The sequence below is a fragment of the Pseudaminobacter soli (ex Li et al. 2025) genome, assembly GCF_003012705.1.
Lineage (GTDB): Bacteria > Pseudomonadota > Alphaproteobacteria > Rhizobiales > Rhizobiaceae > Pseudaminobacter > Pseudaminobacter soli.
Map to the genome: position 1 here is coordinate 45940 of NZ_PXYL01000004.1, position 13369 is coordinate 59308.

The window sequence follows — 13369 nt, forward strand, 5'->3', positions numbered from 1 at the left end:
CATTGTGCGCGACCGTAGCGATGACAGCATACTGGCACTGAGCGGCGGCGATCCTTCGGGCATCGGGCCTGAGATCGCCATTGCCGCCTGGCGCGATCGCGCGGCCGCGAACACTCCTGCCTTCTACATCCTGAGCGATCCCGACCTTTTGGCCGCCCGTGCGCGGCAAATCGGCGTCGAGGTGGCCATCGAAGCGACGACGCCGGGCGAAGCGGCAAAGGTCTTTTCGCGCGCCTTGCCGGTGGTGCCGCTTGCGGAGGGGCTCAAGGACACGCCGGGCCAGCCCGACCCAGCCAATGCGGCCGGCATCATCGAGGCGATCAATCGCTCCGTCGACGATGTCTTTGCAGGGCGCGCGGCAGCCGTCGTCACCTGCCCCATTGCCAAGAAGCCGCTTTACGATGCCGGCTTCCGCTTTCCCGGCCACACCGAATATCTCGCTCATCTGGCGACCTTGAAGACCGGCAATCCCGTCACGCCCGTCATGATGCTGGCTGGCCCCGAGCTGCGCGCGGTGCCGGTCACCATCCATATCCCGCTTTCCGAAGTGCCCGGCACGCTGACCCGCGTGATGATCGAGGAGACTGCCCGCATCACCGCCCATGACCTGCAAAGGCGCTTCGGCATCGGCAAGCCGCGCCTGGCCGTTTCCGGCCTCAACCCGCATGCGGGCGAAGGCGGCGCCATGGGCAGCGAGGACGAGGCCGTCATCCTGCCTGCGATCGAAACGCTGCGCCGCGAGGGCATCGACGCCTATGGCCCCCTGCCCGCCGACACGATGTTCCACGCCCGCGCCCGCGCGGGCTATGACGCCGCCATCTGCATGTATCACGACCAGGCGCTGATCCCGGCCAAGGCGCTGGCCTTCGACGAGACCGTCAACGTCACGCTCGGCCTGCCATTCATCCGCACCTCGCCCGACCACGGCACCGCCTTCGGCATTGCCGGCAGGGGCGTTGCGCGGCCGGACAGCCTGATCGCCGCATTGCGGCTGGCACGGCAACTCGCCGACAACGAGGCCCGCATCAGATGAGCATCGACGGATTGCCGCCGCTGCGGGAAGTGATCGAGCGTTACGGCCTGCAGGCCAAGAAATCGCTCGGCCAGAATTTCCTGCTCGACCTGAACCTCACCAGCAAGATCGCCCGCTCCGCCGGCGACCTCGCCTCGACAACGGTCATCGAAGTCGGCCCCGGCCCCGGCGGGCTGACGCGCGCTTTGTTGATGAACGGGGCTTCCCGCGTCATCGCCATCGAGCGTGACGAACGCTGCCTGGAGGCGCTGGCGGAAGTGTCGGCCCACTATCCCGGCCGGCTGGAGGTGATCCCGGGCGACGCGCTGAAGACCGACTTTGCCGCGCTGGCGCCCGGCGAAAAGGTCAGGATCGTCGCCAACCTGCCTTACAATATCGGCACCGAACTTCTGATCCGCTGGCTGACGATCGAGGAATGGCCGCCCTTCTATGCCTCGATGACGCTGATGTTCCAGCGCGAAGTGGCGCAGCGGATCGTTGCCAAGCCCGGCAGCGACGCCTATGGCCGGCTCGGCGTGCTCGCGGGCTGGCGCACCGATGCGCGCATCGTCTTCGACCTCCCGCCGCAAGCTTTTACGCCGCCGCCGAAGGTCACCTCGTCGGTGGTCCAACTCCTCCCGCGCGAAAAGCCGCTGGCGGCCGATGTGCGCATGCTTGGCCGCATCACGGAAGCGGCATTCGGCCAGCGGCGCAAGATGTTGCGTCAGAGCCTCAAGGGCATCGAAGGCGCACGCCTGCTGGAGACAACCGGCATCGACGGTACGCGCCGCGCCGAGACGCTGGACATTCAGGAATTCGTCGCTCTGGCCAACGCGGTGTAACGCGGCGGCGCCCGCCGCCCACGCGACGGTTCTTATGCCTTCGTAGCCGTTACCAGAAGCCATTCGGTGGGCTCGCGGTCGTAGCCGCTGCCCGTTCGCTGCTCTATCTCGATGTCCCGCCAACCATGGCCATAGGCCTGGCGAAGCCACTCCGGCGAAGGGTAGTTGTAGTAGCGGCCAAACCGATCGCGCCCCTCCTGCGAGCCAGCCTTGTAGGTCGAATGAAACACGCCAGCCGGCTTCAACGCTGCGTGGATGCGTAAAATAATCGCCGGCAATTCGCTGCGAGGCACATGCAAGAGACAGGCATTGGCCCAGACGCCGTCATAGTGCTCCTGCTCGTCAAGTTCTTCAAAGAGCAGGACCCGAACCGGCCGCCCCAGCCGCTTTTCCGCTTCTTCGGCCAGTTCAGCGCAGCCGTCTGTCGCAACGAGATCGAGCCCACTCGACAGCAAAGCCACGCTATCATGGCCAGCACCGCAGCCGAGTTCGAGGACCTTCGCCCCGACGGGCAGGCGCGCAACGAAAGCATCGATGCGCGGCTGATCTACCTCGCGCGGCCGGCCGGCGTATGCACCGGCCTCGCTGGCATAGAAGTCTAGCGTTGACGTATCGCGGCCAGGCATGAGCCCCCGCAAATCAATCCGTCTTCTCGTCCAGCAGCCCCGACACGAAGTCGAACAGGCCGGGCCGGCGATCGCGGCGGAGGCGTTCGGCAGTGACGATCGCACGGACCTCGTCGAAGGCGCGGTTGAGATCGTGGTTGATCACCACATAGTCGTATTCGCGCCACTGCTCGATCTCGACCCGCGCATTTTCCAGCCGCTTGGCGATGACCTCTTCGGTGTCCTCGGCGCGGCGCTTCAGGCGGGCCTTCAGTTCCTTCATCGACGGCGGCAGGATGAAGATCGAGACGATGTCGCCCCGCATCTTTTCCTTGAGCTGCATCGCACCCTGCCAGTCGATGTCGAACAGCATGTCGCGGCCGTCGGCCATCGCCCGCTCGGCCGGCTCGCGCGGCGTGGCGTAGAAATTGCCATGCACTTCCGCCCATTCCAGCAGCGCGTCGTTGTCGCGAAGGATCTCGAACTCGCGCTTGCTGCGGAAATGGTAGTGGACGCCCTCGATCTCGCTGCCGCGGCGCGCGCGCGTGGTGACGCTGACCGACAGCTCGAGGCTTGGATCGCTTTCGAGAAGATTGCGGGCGATGGTGGATTTTCCCGCGCCCGAAGGGGACGAAAGCACCAGCATCAGGCCACGACGGCGGATAGCGCTCGAAGAAAGGGTCTCAGCGCTCATATGCTACTCCAGATTCTGTACCTGCTCGCGAAACTGATCGACGACCGCCTTGAGCTCAAGCCCGATGGCCGTGACCGCCGCGGCGTTCGATTTTGAACACAACGTATTCGATTCGCGATTGAATTCCTGCGCAAGAAAATCGAGCTTGCGCCCGATCGCACCACCGCCAGCAAGAAGCGCCCGTCCCGATGCGACGTGGGTCTTGAGGCGGTCGATCTCCTCGCGAATGTCTGCCTTGGTCGCAAGCAACGCCGCCTCCTGGTGCAGCCGCGCCTCGTCGAGCGCGGAGGAAGCATCCAGCAGCAGCGCCACCTGTTCGGCGAGACGCGCGCGAATGACGGCTGGCTCCCGCGACGGGTCGGCCTCGGCCTTCAGCGTCAGCGACTCGATCGTGTCGATATGGCCGCCGAGCAGCGCGCGCAGCGCCTCGCCCTCGGCCATGCGAGATTTTTCGAGTTCGCCTAGCGCCGTTTCCAGAACGGCCAGCACGGCCGCGTCGAAGCGGGCGCGCTCCTCCTCGGTTTCCGTGGACTCCGGCACTTCGAGCACGCCGCGCAGCGCAAGCAGACCGTCGGCCGTCGCCGGGGCGGTGCCGAACTGATCCTCCAACCGTTTGGCCAGGCTGGCGAGATCCTTCAGGAAGGCTTCGTTGACCACTGGCTGGGCCATGCTGCCAGCCGCGCGGGTGACGTTGAGCGAAGCCTGAATGTTGCCGCGCGCAAATCGCTTCTGCACCGCCTGGCGTGCTGACTGCTCCAGCCGCTCGCAACCGTTCGGCAGCCGAAAGCGGACCTCGCAGGTCTTGCCGTTCACCGACTTCAGCTCCCAGACGATGGTGTCGCCGTTCTGCTCGGCGGATGCGCGGGCGAAGCCGGTCATACTTTGCAAGGTCATCTCGCGGCCCTCATACCCGCCAGAAAGGCTGCGGCCCAAGCCGCCTGAAACATAGGAACAGGCGCGCCGCGTTCTCCGGCGCGCCTCATAGAATAGCCTATTGGGCCGGCGTCTGCTGCTCGCCGTCCGCTGGCGGGGTGGCCCCGGCCTTGGCGGCTTCCTCGGCCTGCTTCTTCTGCGCCGCCCGCCAGCGCGCAACGTTTTCGTTGTGCTCGTCCAGCGTCTTGGCGAAGACATGCCCGCCCGTGCCGTCGGCCACGAAGTAGAGATCGTCGGTCTGCGAGGGGTTGGCCACCGCCTCCAGCGCCGCGCGGCCCGGATTGGCGATCGGCGTCGGCGGCAGGCCGTTGATCTGATAGGTGTTATACGGCGTCTGCTTGTCGATGTCGGACTGGTAGATCGGACGATCCGCAGGACGGCCCTTGCCGCCGAACAGGCCGTAGAGGATCGTCGGGTCCGACTGCAGCCGCATCTTCTTCTTCAGGCGATTGATGAAGACGGACGCAACCCGCGAGCGCTCGTCGGCGCGGCCGGTCTCCTTCTCAACGATGGAGGCAAGCGTCACGAATGCATTGATGTCGGCCAGCGGCAGGCCCGGAGCCCGGCGCGCCCAGATTTCCTCGACCATCTGCTTCTGGTGGGCAAGCATCTTGTCGATGATCGACTGGCGCGTGGTGCCGCGCGTGAAGCGCTGCGTGTCGGTGGCAAGGCTACCTTCCGCCGGCAGCGACGCCGGCATGTCGCCCGACAGCGCTTCCTGTTCGGCAATGCGCTCGAACGCCTGCTCGACCGTCAGGCCCTCGGGGATGGTCAGCGAATACATCACCGACTTGCCGCTCTTCAACAGTTCCATCACGTCGCGCATCGAAGCGCCGGCCTTGATCTCGTATTCCCCGGCCTTCAGCGCCGAATCGTTGCCAAAGGCGCGAACGCCGAGGCGGAAGACGCGCGCGTCGCTGATCAGGCCGCGGCGCTCGAGCTGGTCGGCGATTTCCTGCACGCCGGTATTGGGCTTGATCAGGATGGTCTGGTCGACCGTCGTCGGCCCGCGGCCCTCGAATTCGAGCCTGCCGAAATAGATGGCCGCACCGCCGGCCAGAACGACCAGCACGACGATGGAAAGCAGGAAGTTCAGGAAAACCACGAACTGGTTGCGCGAGGCGCGCGAGCGCTTGGGCGGCGGCGTGCCGGCCTGCGGCCGCAAGGCCTCACTGGCGCTCTTCGGAACGATCGGTTTCGACGGCTCGGCATTGCGGCCGATTTCAGCGTCGGATGGAGTCGTTGTCATAGCGCCTCAACACTTGCTCTTTGCGTAAGTTCCCCGCCTAGAGATAACGGGGCAGAATCTACCGAAACGGCCGATCCGACCCTAAGGGCGATTATGGCGAAATTCACGACTAGACGGGCCTTTCGACCCGTCTAACGCACTTAGCCGTTGTAGCGCTGGAAAACCAACGAGGCGTTGGTACCGCCAAATCCGAAGGAGTTGGAAAGCGCAACATCGATCTGGCGGGCGCGCGGCTTGTTCGGCACGAGGTCGATGGCCGTTTCACGCTCGGGATTGTCCAGATTGATCGTCGCCGGCGCGATATTGTCGCGAATGGCGAGGATGGAGAAGATCGCCTCGGCCGATCCGGCGGCACCCAGAAGGTGCCCGATCGACGACTTGGTCGACGACATCGAGATCTTGGAGGCGGCATTGCCGACCAGGCGCTCGACAGCGCCGAGCTCGATCGTGTCGGCCATGGTCGAGGTGCCATGCGCGTTGATGTAGTCGACATCGGCCGGCTGCAGGTTGGCGCGCTTCAGCGCAGCGGTCATGCAGCGGAAGGCGCCGTCGCCGTCCTCGGAAGGTGCGGTGATGTGATAGGCGTCGCCCGTCAGGCCATAGCCGACGACCTCGGCATAGATCTTGGCGCCGCGCGCCTTGGCGTGTTCGAGCTCTTCGAGCACCACAACGCCTGCGCCCTCGCCCATGACGAAACCGTCGCGGTCGCGATCATAGGGGCGGGAAGCCTTTTCGGGCGTTTCGTTGCGGCCGGTGGAGAGCGCCTTGCAGGCCGCGAAGCCCGCCAGCGAAAGGCGCGTGACCGGCGCTTCCGCGCCGCCGGCAACCATCACGTCGGCATCGCCGAACATGATCAGCCGTGCCGCATCGCCAATGGCGTGTGCGCCGGTGGAGCAGGCGGTGACCACGGCATGGTTCGGGCCCTTGAGCCCGTGCCGGATCGAGACCTGCCCGGAAACCAGATTGATGATATTACCGGGGATGAAGAAGGGGCTGATGCGACGCGGGCCGCGCTCCTGAAGGATAAGCGCGTTTTCCGCGATTCCCTCGATGCCGCCGATGCCCGAACCGATCATCACGCCGCTGGCGTGCTGGTCTTCGAGCGTCTTGGGCTCCCAGCCGGAATCCTTCAGCGCTTCGTCGGCGGCCGCAATCCCGTAAAGGATGAAGTCGCCGATCTTGCGCAGTTCCTTCGGCTCAAGATAGGCCTCGGGATTGAACGTGTTGTCGCTGCCATCGCCCCGCGGGATCACATGCGCGATCTTGCAAGCAAGATCCTCGACTTCGAACTCTGTGACCCGCTGGGCGGCACTCCGACCGCTCAGAAGCTCTCTCCAGCCATGCTCCACACCAACGCCGAACGGCGAAAGCAGACCCAGGCCAGTGACGACAACACGCCTCATCGCGGTAATCTCGGAATGCTGAGCTGGGAAAGCGTCAGGCCGAGGCCTTGTCGATGTACTTGACGGCGTCGCCGACGGTCAGGATCGTCTCAGCCGCGTCATCGGGGATTTCAACGCCGAATTCTTCTTCGAAAGCCATGACGAGTTCGACCGTGTCAAGGCTGTCAGCGCCCAGATCATCGATGAAGCTGGCGCCTTCGGTTACCTTGTCGGCTTCGACGCCGAGATGTTCGACAACGATCTTCTTGACGCGCTCTGCGGTGTCACTCATTTGGGCATCCTCGTCTTAAATTTGTCTGTCTTCGTTAACGGCACGAATGCCGGTAATCAAGCTGAAAGATGTTCCCTGGGGAACGTGGCGACGGCGGCAGGGCGTCTGCCCCAACCGCCGCAAGTCATGGCCGCATTACACGAAAAGAGCCGTGCGTCCAATGCGAAAACGCCGATTTTGCGCGGTTTTGCAGCAACCATCTACAGAAATCGGTTTTGCCGGCCACCATTTCGCTGACAGCGGCCGCATCCACCCCGCACCCCCGCCCTTCAGCGAACCAACTGAAGGGAAAAGGTTAACGGGAGGAGAGATCAGATCATGGCCATGCCGCCGTTCACGTGGATCGTCTGGCCGGTGACGTAGGAAGCCTCGTCGGAGGCCAGATAGACCACGGCAGAGGCGACTTCCGCGCTGGTGCCCATGCGCTTGGCCGGAATGGCGCCCATGATGGCTTCCTTCTGCTTGTCGTTCAGCTTGTCGGTCATGGCTGATTCGATGAAGCCGGGGGCAACGCAGTTGACGGTGACGTTGCGGGTCGCGATCTCCTGGGCGAGCGACTTGGAAAAGCCGATCAGGCCCGCCTTGGAGGCGCAGTAGTTGGCCTGGCCGGGGTTGCCGGTCACCCCCACCACCGAGCTGATGTTGATGATGCGGCCATTGCGGCGGCGCATCATGGGATGGGTCAGTTCGCGCGTCAGGCGGAACACGGCCGTGAGGTTGACCTCCAGCACCGAATCCCAGTCGGCGTCGGACATGCGCACGAACAGGCCGTCCTTGGTGACGCCGGCATTGTTGACCAGGATGTCGACGCCTTCGAGTTCGGCTTCGGCCTTCTGGCCGAGCGCCTTGACCTCGTCGCGGTCGGAAAGATTGGCCGGGAACACTTTTACGCGGTCGCCAAGCTCCGCGGCCAGCGCCTCTAGCTTTTCGGCGCGCGTGCCATGCAGGCCGACGGTTGCGCCCTGTGCGTGCAGCGCGCGGGCAATCGCCTCGCCAATGCCGCCGGTGGCGCCGGTAACGAGTGCCTTGCGGCCGGTCAGATCGAACATTTTTTGACTCCCCAAATGGTAGAGCACTCCCTTGGTAAGGGAGAGGTCGAGTTTCTTCTTTAAGCCAGCGCCGCAACCGCCGCTTCGACGTCGGCCTGCGTGTTGATGGCGCTGGTGGCGATTTCCTTGTCGATGCGGCGGGCAAGACCCGAGAGCACCTTGCCCGAGCCCACTTCGTACATCGTCTTCACGCCATTGGCGCCGAACCATTCCACAGTCTCGCGCCAGCGCACGCGGCCGGTGACCTGCTCGACGAGGCGAGCGACGATCTCGTCCGGATTGCTCAGCGGCTGCACAACGACATTGGCCACCACCGGCACCACCGGCGCCTGCTTGGCAACGCCGGCCAGCGCCTCGCGCATGGCTTCGGCCGCCGGCGCCATCAGCGCCGAATGGAAGGGCGCGGAAACCGACAGCATGAGTGCGCGCTTGGCGCCCTTTTCGGTGCAGAGCTTTGCAGCAAGCTCGACGGCCGCCTTGGCGCCGGAAATCACCAGCTGGCCACCGCCATTGTCATTGGCGATCTGGCAGACCGAGTTCTGAGCAGCTTCTGCGCAAGCGGCTTCCACATCGGCCTGTTCCAAACCGATGATGGCGGCCATGGCGCCCTCGCCCACCGGAACCGCGGCCTGCATGGCGTTGCCGCGAATGCGCAGCAGCCGCGCTGTATCGGCAATCGAGAACATGCCGGCAGCCGCAAGCGCCGAATATTCGCCCAGCGAATGGCCGGCGACATAGGCGACCTTGTCCTTCAGCGAGAACCCGCGCGCCTCCATGGCGCGAAGGGCTGCCAGCGACACCGCCATCAGCGCCGGCTGGGCGTTGGCGGTCAGCGTCAGCGTCTCCTCGGGGCCTTCCCACATGATCTGGGACAGTTTTTGGCCCAGCGCCTCGTCGACTTCCTCGAAAACCGCACGGGCCTCAGGGAATGCGTCGGCAAGGTCCTTGCCCATGCCCACGGACTGGCTGCCTTGCCCCGGAAAGGTGAATGCGACGGCCATGAATAGGCTCCCGGAATTGTTTCACTCGAAGGCCGTGTGGCGCAAGGAAGGCCGGAAAGTCAAGGCTCTCGCATGTCTCGCCCACGGTCCTGCGCGCTCGACGAGGCCGACGAACAGGCCAACTACAACTATCCGGCCATCTCACGCGCACCACAATGCGCACACGGAACATCTCCGCATCCGTAAGGAGATTTGATTCCACTTGCCTTTTCGTCACTCTAGCTTTTGTGACACTTCAATGACAGTTAGATGACGTTTTGGGGTGGGATTGGGGTTCCGAGTTGGCAAGTCAGTTCGCAGTGGCGCAGAGCGCCACGGAGTACAATGAAGTCGAAATGCCCGGCTGGCGCGACAAGCTCGCGATTCGCCTCGCCGGCACGCTGGCGGCGACCGTCGTCATATCCGCCGTCCTGGTGTTCTGCGTCGAGTTGATCTCGCGTGGTTCGCTCTCCGAGACGCTGCAGTTCTTCCAGCAGCCGTTCAAGCCCGGCTGGACGACGGTATTGCTGTTCTCGCTGCTGCTGCTCTTCCTCGACGCGCTGCTCGGTCGCGCTCACCACGCGCTTCTGCTGGTGGCGCCTTTAGTGCTGGTGCTCGCCTTCCTCGGGCACCAGAAATCGCTCTACCTGGGCGATCCGCTCTACCCGACCGACATTCTCTTTGCGCGCCAGATCGTCGAACTGATGCCGCTTTTGGCCAGCGACCGGCCGCTGGTTGCCGTGGCGATCGTGCTCGGCGCCATCGTGGCCGTGGCCGTGCTCGTGCTCGCCTGGAAATACTGGCGCCGCCGCCCGACGCTGACGATGCGCGCCCGCATGCTCCGGCTCGTCGCCACCTTGCCGCTCCTGGCGTTCTTCTGCTCGATCATGGACTACGCGACCTTCTCCTGGGCGCGCGACCGGCTGCAGATCATCCCGATGATGTGGGACCAGAAGGAGAATTATAACAGCAACGGCTTTGCGCTGGCCTTTGCGCTCAACCTGCCCATGGCCAAGGTGGTCGCGCCGGCCGGCTATTCGGCCGAGGCCATCGAGGCGATCACCCGCCCCGATGCAGCCGCGCCCGTGCTGCCCGGCGAGTTGCCCGACATCATTGTTGTAATGAACGAGTCTTTCTGGGACCCGACGCTGCTGCCGGGCATTACTATCACCCCTGACCCGATTCCCAACGTGCGGTCACTGCAGTCGGGCCATATCTTCTCGCCCGAATTCGGCGGCATGACCGCCAATGTCGAGTTCGAGGCGCTGACCGGCTTCTCCAACGCCTTCCTGCCGTATGGCAGCATCCCCTATCAGCAATATGTGCGCAGCCCCATTCCCTCGCTCGCCAGCTTCCTGCGCAGCGAAGGCTACGACACGCGCGCCTTCCACCCCTTCGGCGGCTGGTTCTGGAACCGCACGCCGGTCTACAAGGCCTTCGGCTTCGAGCGCTTCATGTCGCTCGAAAACCTGCCGCCGCTCGCCGCGCGCGGTCCGCTAGCGTCCGACGCGGCACTGATCGACGAGATGATCCGCGAGGCCGATGCCACGCATGATCCGCTCTTCTTCTTTGCCGTCACGCTCCAAAATCACGGCCCCTACGCGCCGGGCCGCTATCCCGATGCGACGCATGCCGTTTCGGGTGCGATCAGCGAGGCCGGGCTCGGCTCGGTCCTGAGCTATGCGGAAGGTGCCGCCGACGGCGACCAGGCGCTCGCCCGGCTGGTGGAATGGGCCAGGAAGCGCGACCGCCACACCATCATCGCCATGTTCGGCGACCACCTGCCGCCGCTGGGGCCGGTCTATGTCGAAACCGGCTTCATGGACAACAACGTCGCCAGCCGCCGCGCGCCGCTGCCGGAAATGAGCGTGCAGCACGAGACGCCGCTGGTCGTCTGGTCGAACCACACGGGCCCGCAGCATGTCGGCTCGATCAGCCCCTCCTTCCTGCCCTATCATCTTATGGAAACGGCCGGCATCAGGCACCCCTACTACACCGGGTTCCTCGGCGGGATGCGGGAGCGCTACCGGGTGGTCGACCGCAACATGCTGGTCAGTACCGATAACGAGCCGACGCCCGATTGGTCGCAATCCAAGGCCATCGATCCGGCGATCCGCGATTTCCGCCTGCTGCAATACGACATGATCTTCGGCAGTCGACACGCGGCGGAGAGTTTTTTCCCCGAAACGCTGAACGCTCCCGCCGCCATGTAATCCGCTTAAACGACAACCGCCCGAAGATCGCTCTTCGGGCCGTTGTCGTTTGCAGGGATGGAAGGCGCCTCGCGACTTCCGGCTCTCGCGTCAGTTGGTGACGTAGAGCTGCGTGATCGAGAAGGCGATGTTCTGGAAAGCCGCCTTCAGCTGATCCTGGCTCTTGGTCATGTAGTAGTTGTCAGGCGATGAGGCGCAGTTGCTGTAGAGGTCGCGGTTCGCCGCCGTATCGGCGCCGAACACCACGGTGAACACCTTGACGCCCTGCTGCTTGAGCTTGGTGCACATGGCCTGGGTCATGTTGTTGACGTTGGTCAGCGCCTTGCTGCGGTTCTGCGATGAATCGAGACGCCCCACGCTGAGATAGCCATAGGCGCCGTAGTCCGACTTGTTGATGGTCCCGTTCTGGCCGAACACCGTGTTCTCACCGTCGGTGAACACCACCACGACCTTCGTCGTGCCATCGGAATTGAACGCGTCGCCAGTGCCGAAATTCGGCGACAGCACGCGATACCCCCAGGCCAGACCTTCCGAAACGTTGGTGCCCGAGCCGTTCCAGTACGTCATCTTGGCGATTTCGGTGTTCAGCTTGTTGAGATCCTCGGTCAGCGGCGCGATCGGTGTCGGGCAGGCATAGTTGGGACCGGTGGTCAGCGGCGGAGTCGCCGTGATGAGATAATCGGTCGGGCTCTTCTTCGTTGATTTGCTGGTTGTCAGGTCGACATACTTGTCGATCGCCTTCTGGATCGTGGCCTGGGTCGTAGTGCTGTCCCCGCTCTTATAGGCATCCAGAATATAGCTGTTGTTGAAGACGGTCCCGTCCGAGTTTTGTCCCTTAAGTGGCGCTCCGGGTTCGTCCGGCGCGAAATAGGGCACGAACATCGTGGCCGGCACGTTCAAATTGGGTTTTGTGTCGTCCTGATTGTAGGGACTCGGACGAGCCTCGACGCAGCCTTTCCAGTCCACCAGAGGATTGGAAATGGCAGTGGAAGCGGGATCGGCAACATAAACATTCTTCGGATTCAACTGGTTGAACAGCTGCCAATGGCCGATGCGCTTTTTATTCGTGACAACGAAATTCACACCGTTGAACGTGTTTGTCTCGGTATCAGGGATTTCCGTGCGCCTGTCGATCCAGTCGAGATTGAAGAACCCGTCGCCCTTGATGTTAACCGCCGTGACGAACGGCACGAGCGCCGCGCGGATCGTGCGCTGCGAATATTGTTTCTTCGCATCCTGGAGGATGTTGATCAGAGTGGTCGAGCCGTCACGCAGCGCCTTCATGTTGGAGTCGCCCATCGAGCCGGTATTGTCCAGCACCAGGGCGACCTCCAGCTTGGCGGTCGATTCAAAGGCGCTCGAATTGACCGTGATGTGCGCGCTCTTTCCGAACAGGAAGCCGAAGTTCAGGGCAATGGTGGCCTCGGCCGTTGCCGTGGTTTTGATCGAGTTGATCCCTTGCTCGACCTTCAGCTGGGCGCTCGCGCTTGCCAGATCCGTGCGGCCGGCGATATTGGCGGTGAAAAAGCCGTTGAAGGCGTCCGTGCGCGAGCTGGATGCATCCGCTAGGCGCGATGCGGCCAGAACCGCCGAATCCAGCGCGTTCTGCAGGTTTGATCTTGCAGTCATGAGGTTGGAAACGTCGAGCGCAAGGCCGACGGCGGCGAGAATGGCCGGAAGGGCAATCGCGAACATCATCGCGAAATTGCCGCTCTTCGACCGCCAGAAGCGGTTCAAAAGCATCGTGACCCCCAAAAGATACGCAAACTCGCGAGATTCTCTGGGCCAACAAGGTGAAAAACTTGTTGCACGGAGCCGCCCGTCGCGCCTGAATCTTGCGGTGTAGTTAAGGATGCGTTTGGAAATTCCCCAGACTGCGAAACACCGCCGGCCGCTGCCGCGCCCCAAGGCCAGATCGGGCCTTTTCCCTTGCCTTCCCCGCCAGATGCTGTATAGACCCGCGCAATCTGCCGGTCCCAGCTGGGGGCTGAACGGAGGGCCGGAGGTTTCCCACAAGGAAGCCGCCGTGTGAAGCAAGAAGTGCTTCCGCCTCCCGTGTCTCCGCTCTCGACCGTCTCGTCATGCTCCTTTCTTCTCCTGAGGCAGCCGAAGGCCCCC

General features: G+C 63.7%; 12 protein-coding genes. 3 read left to right on the forward strand and 9 right to left on the reverse strand.

The features are described 5' to 3' along the window. Window positions 1–4 precede the first annotated feature (4 nt). On the forward strand, window positions 5–1033 hold the full coding sequence (gene pdxA, locus C7I85_RS09080; RefSeq protein WP_106723663.1) for a 4-hydroxythreonine-4-phosphate dehydrogenase PdxA: 1029 nt from the start codon (window positions 5–7) through the stop codon (window positions 1031–1033). After that, a complete protein-coding gene (gene rsmA / locus C7I85_RS09085; RefSeq protein ID WP_106723664.1) occupies window positions 1030–1854 on the forward strand; it encodes a 16S rRNA (adenine(1518)-N(6)/adenine(1519)-N(6))-dimethyltransferase RsmA in 825 nt (274 codons plus the stop codon). Before pdxA ends, rsmA begins: the two co-directional genes overlap by 4 nt. Before the next feature lie 32 nt (window positions 1855–1886). Here rsmA and C7I85_RS09090 read toward each other — a convergent pair whose 3' ends face one another. The 8 genes from C7I85_RS09090 to fabD form a co-directional block, all read right to left on the reverse strand. Continuing rightward, window positions 1887–2480: a class I SAM-dependent methyltransferase gene (locus tag C7I85_RS09090; RefSeq protein ID WP_106723665.1), complete on the reverse strand. Its 594-nt coding sequence runs from the start codon at window positions 2478–2480 to the stop codon at window positions 1887–1889. A gap of 13 nt (window positions 2481–2493) precedes the next feature. Beyond that, the gene (gmk, locus tag C7I85_RS09095) at window positions 2494–3153 is read right to left on the reverse strand and encodes a guanylate kinase (RefSeq protein WP_106723666.1); all 660 of its coding nucleotides are present in this window, start codon (window positions 3151–3153) and stop codon (window positions 2494–2496) included. 3 nt (window positions 3154–3156) lie between these two features. Continuing rightward, a complete protein-coding gene (locus C7I85_RS09100; RefSeq protein ID WP_106724075.1) occupies window positions 3157–4047 on the reverse strand; it encodes a YicC/YloC family endoribonuclease in 891 nt (296 codons plus the stop codon). A 97-nt stretch (window positions 4048–4144) separates the two neighbouring features. Then, window positions 4145–5335 (reverse strand): endolytic transglycosylase MltG, encoded by a 1191-nt coding sequence (gene mltG, locus C7I85_RS09105; protein ID WP_106723667.1) that lies wholly within the window; start codon window positions 5333–5335, stop codon window positions 4145–4147. Window positions 5336–5475: 140 nt separating this feature from the next. Beyond that, complete coding sequence (gene fabF / locus C7I85_RS09110) at window positions 5476–6738, reverse strand: beta-ketoacyl-ACP synthase II (RefSeq protein ID WP_106723668.1); 1263 nt, start codon at window positions 6736–6738, stop codon at window positions 5476–5478. Window positions 6739–6772: 34 nt separating this feature from the next. Continuing rightward, window positions 6773–7009, reverse strand: coding sequence for an acyl carrier protein (locus C7I85_RS09115; protein WP_106572369.1), 237 nt, complete (start codon window positions 7007–7009; stop codon window positions 6773–6775). A gap of 311 nt (window positions 7010–7320) precedes the next feature. Then, complete coding sequence (fabG, locus tag C7I85_RS09120) at window positions 7321–8058, reverse strand: 3-oxoacyl-[acyl-carrier-protein] reductase (RefSeq protein ID WP_106723669.1); 738 nt, start codon at window positions 8056–8058, stop codon at window positions 7321–7323. 59 nt (window positions 8059–8117) lie between these two features. Next, window positions 8118–9059, reverse strand: coding sequence for an ACP S-malonyltransferase (gene fabD, locus C7I85_RS09125; protein ID WP_106723670.1), 942 nt, complete (start codon window positions 9057–9059; stop codon window positions 8118–8120). A 335-nt stretch (window positions 9060–9394) separates the two neighbouring features. Here fabD and C7I85_RS09130 point away from each other — a divergent pair, with 335 nt between their 5' ends. Further along, complete coding sequence (locus tag C7I85_RS09130; RefSeq protein ID WP_106724076.1) at window positions 9395–11251, forward strand: LTA synthase family protein; 1857 nt, start codon at window positions 9395–9397, stop codon at window positions 11249–11251. Between the two features lie 90 nt (window positions 11252–11341). Here the strand turns inward: C7I85_RS09130 and C7I85_RS09135 are convergent, their stop codons facing one another. Then, a complete protein-coding gene (locus tag C7I85_RS09135) occupies window positions 11342–12994 on the reverse strand; it encodes a pilus assembly protein (protein WP_106723671.1) in 1653 nt (550 codons plus the stop codon). Between the last annotated feature and the right edge of the window lie 375 nt (window positions 12995–13369).

Bases quoted from the DNA above. Each gene is read 5' to 3' on its own strand.
- rsmA (WP_106723664.1), top strand. From the start codon at position 1,030: ATGAGCATCGACGGATTGCCGCCGCTGCGGGAAGTGATCGAGCGTTAC.
- C7I85_RS09090 (WP_106723665.1), bottom strand. From the start codon at position 2,480: ATGCCTGGCCGCGATACGTCAACGCTAGACTTCTATGCCAGCGAGGCC.
- gmk (WP_106723666.1), bottom strand. From the start codon at position 3,153: ATGAGCGCTGAGACCCTTTCTTCGAGCGCTATCCGCCGTCGTGGCCTG.
- C7I85_RS09100 (WP_106724075.1), bottom strand. From the start codon at position 4,047: ATGACCTTGCAAAGTATGACCGGCTTCGCCCGCGCATCCGCCGAGCAG.
- mltG (WP_106723667.1), bottom strand. From the start codon at position 5,335: ATGACAACGACTCCATCCGACGCTGAAATCGGCCGCAATGCCGAGCCG.
- fabF (WP_106723668.1), bottom strand. From the start codon at position 6,738: ATGAGGCGTGTTGTCGTCACTGGCCTGGGTCTGCTTTCGCCGTTCGGC.
- C7I85_RS09115 (WP_106572369.1), bottom strand. From the start codon at position 7,009: ATGAGTGACACCGCAGAGCGCGTCAAGAAGATCGTTGTCGAACATCTC.
- fabG (WP_106723669.1), bottom strand. From the start codon at position 8,058: ATGTTCGATCTGACCGGCCGCAAGGCACTCGTTACCGGCGCCACCGGC.
- fabD (WP_106723670.1), bottom strand. From the start codon at position 9,059: ATGGCCGTCGCATTCACCTTTCCGGGGCAAGGCAGCCAGTCCGTGGGC.
- C7I85_RS09130 (WP_106724076.1), top strand. From the start codon at position 9,395: ATGCCCGGCTGGCGCGACAAGCTCGCGATTCGCCTCGCCGGCACGCTG.
- C7I85_RS09135 (WP_106723671.1), bottom strand. From the start codon at position 12,994: ATGCTTTTGAACCGCTTCTGGCGGTCGAAGAGCGGCAATTTCGCGATG.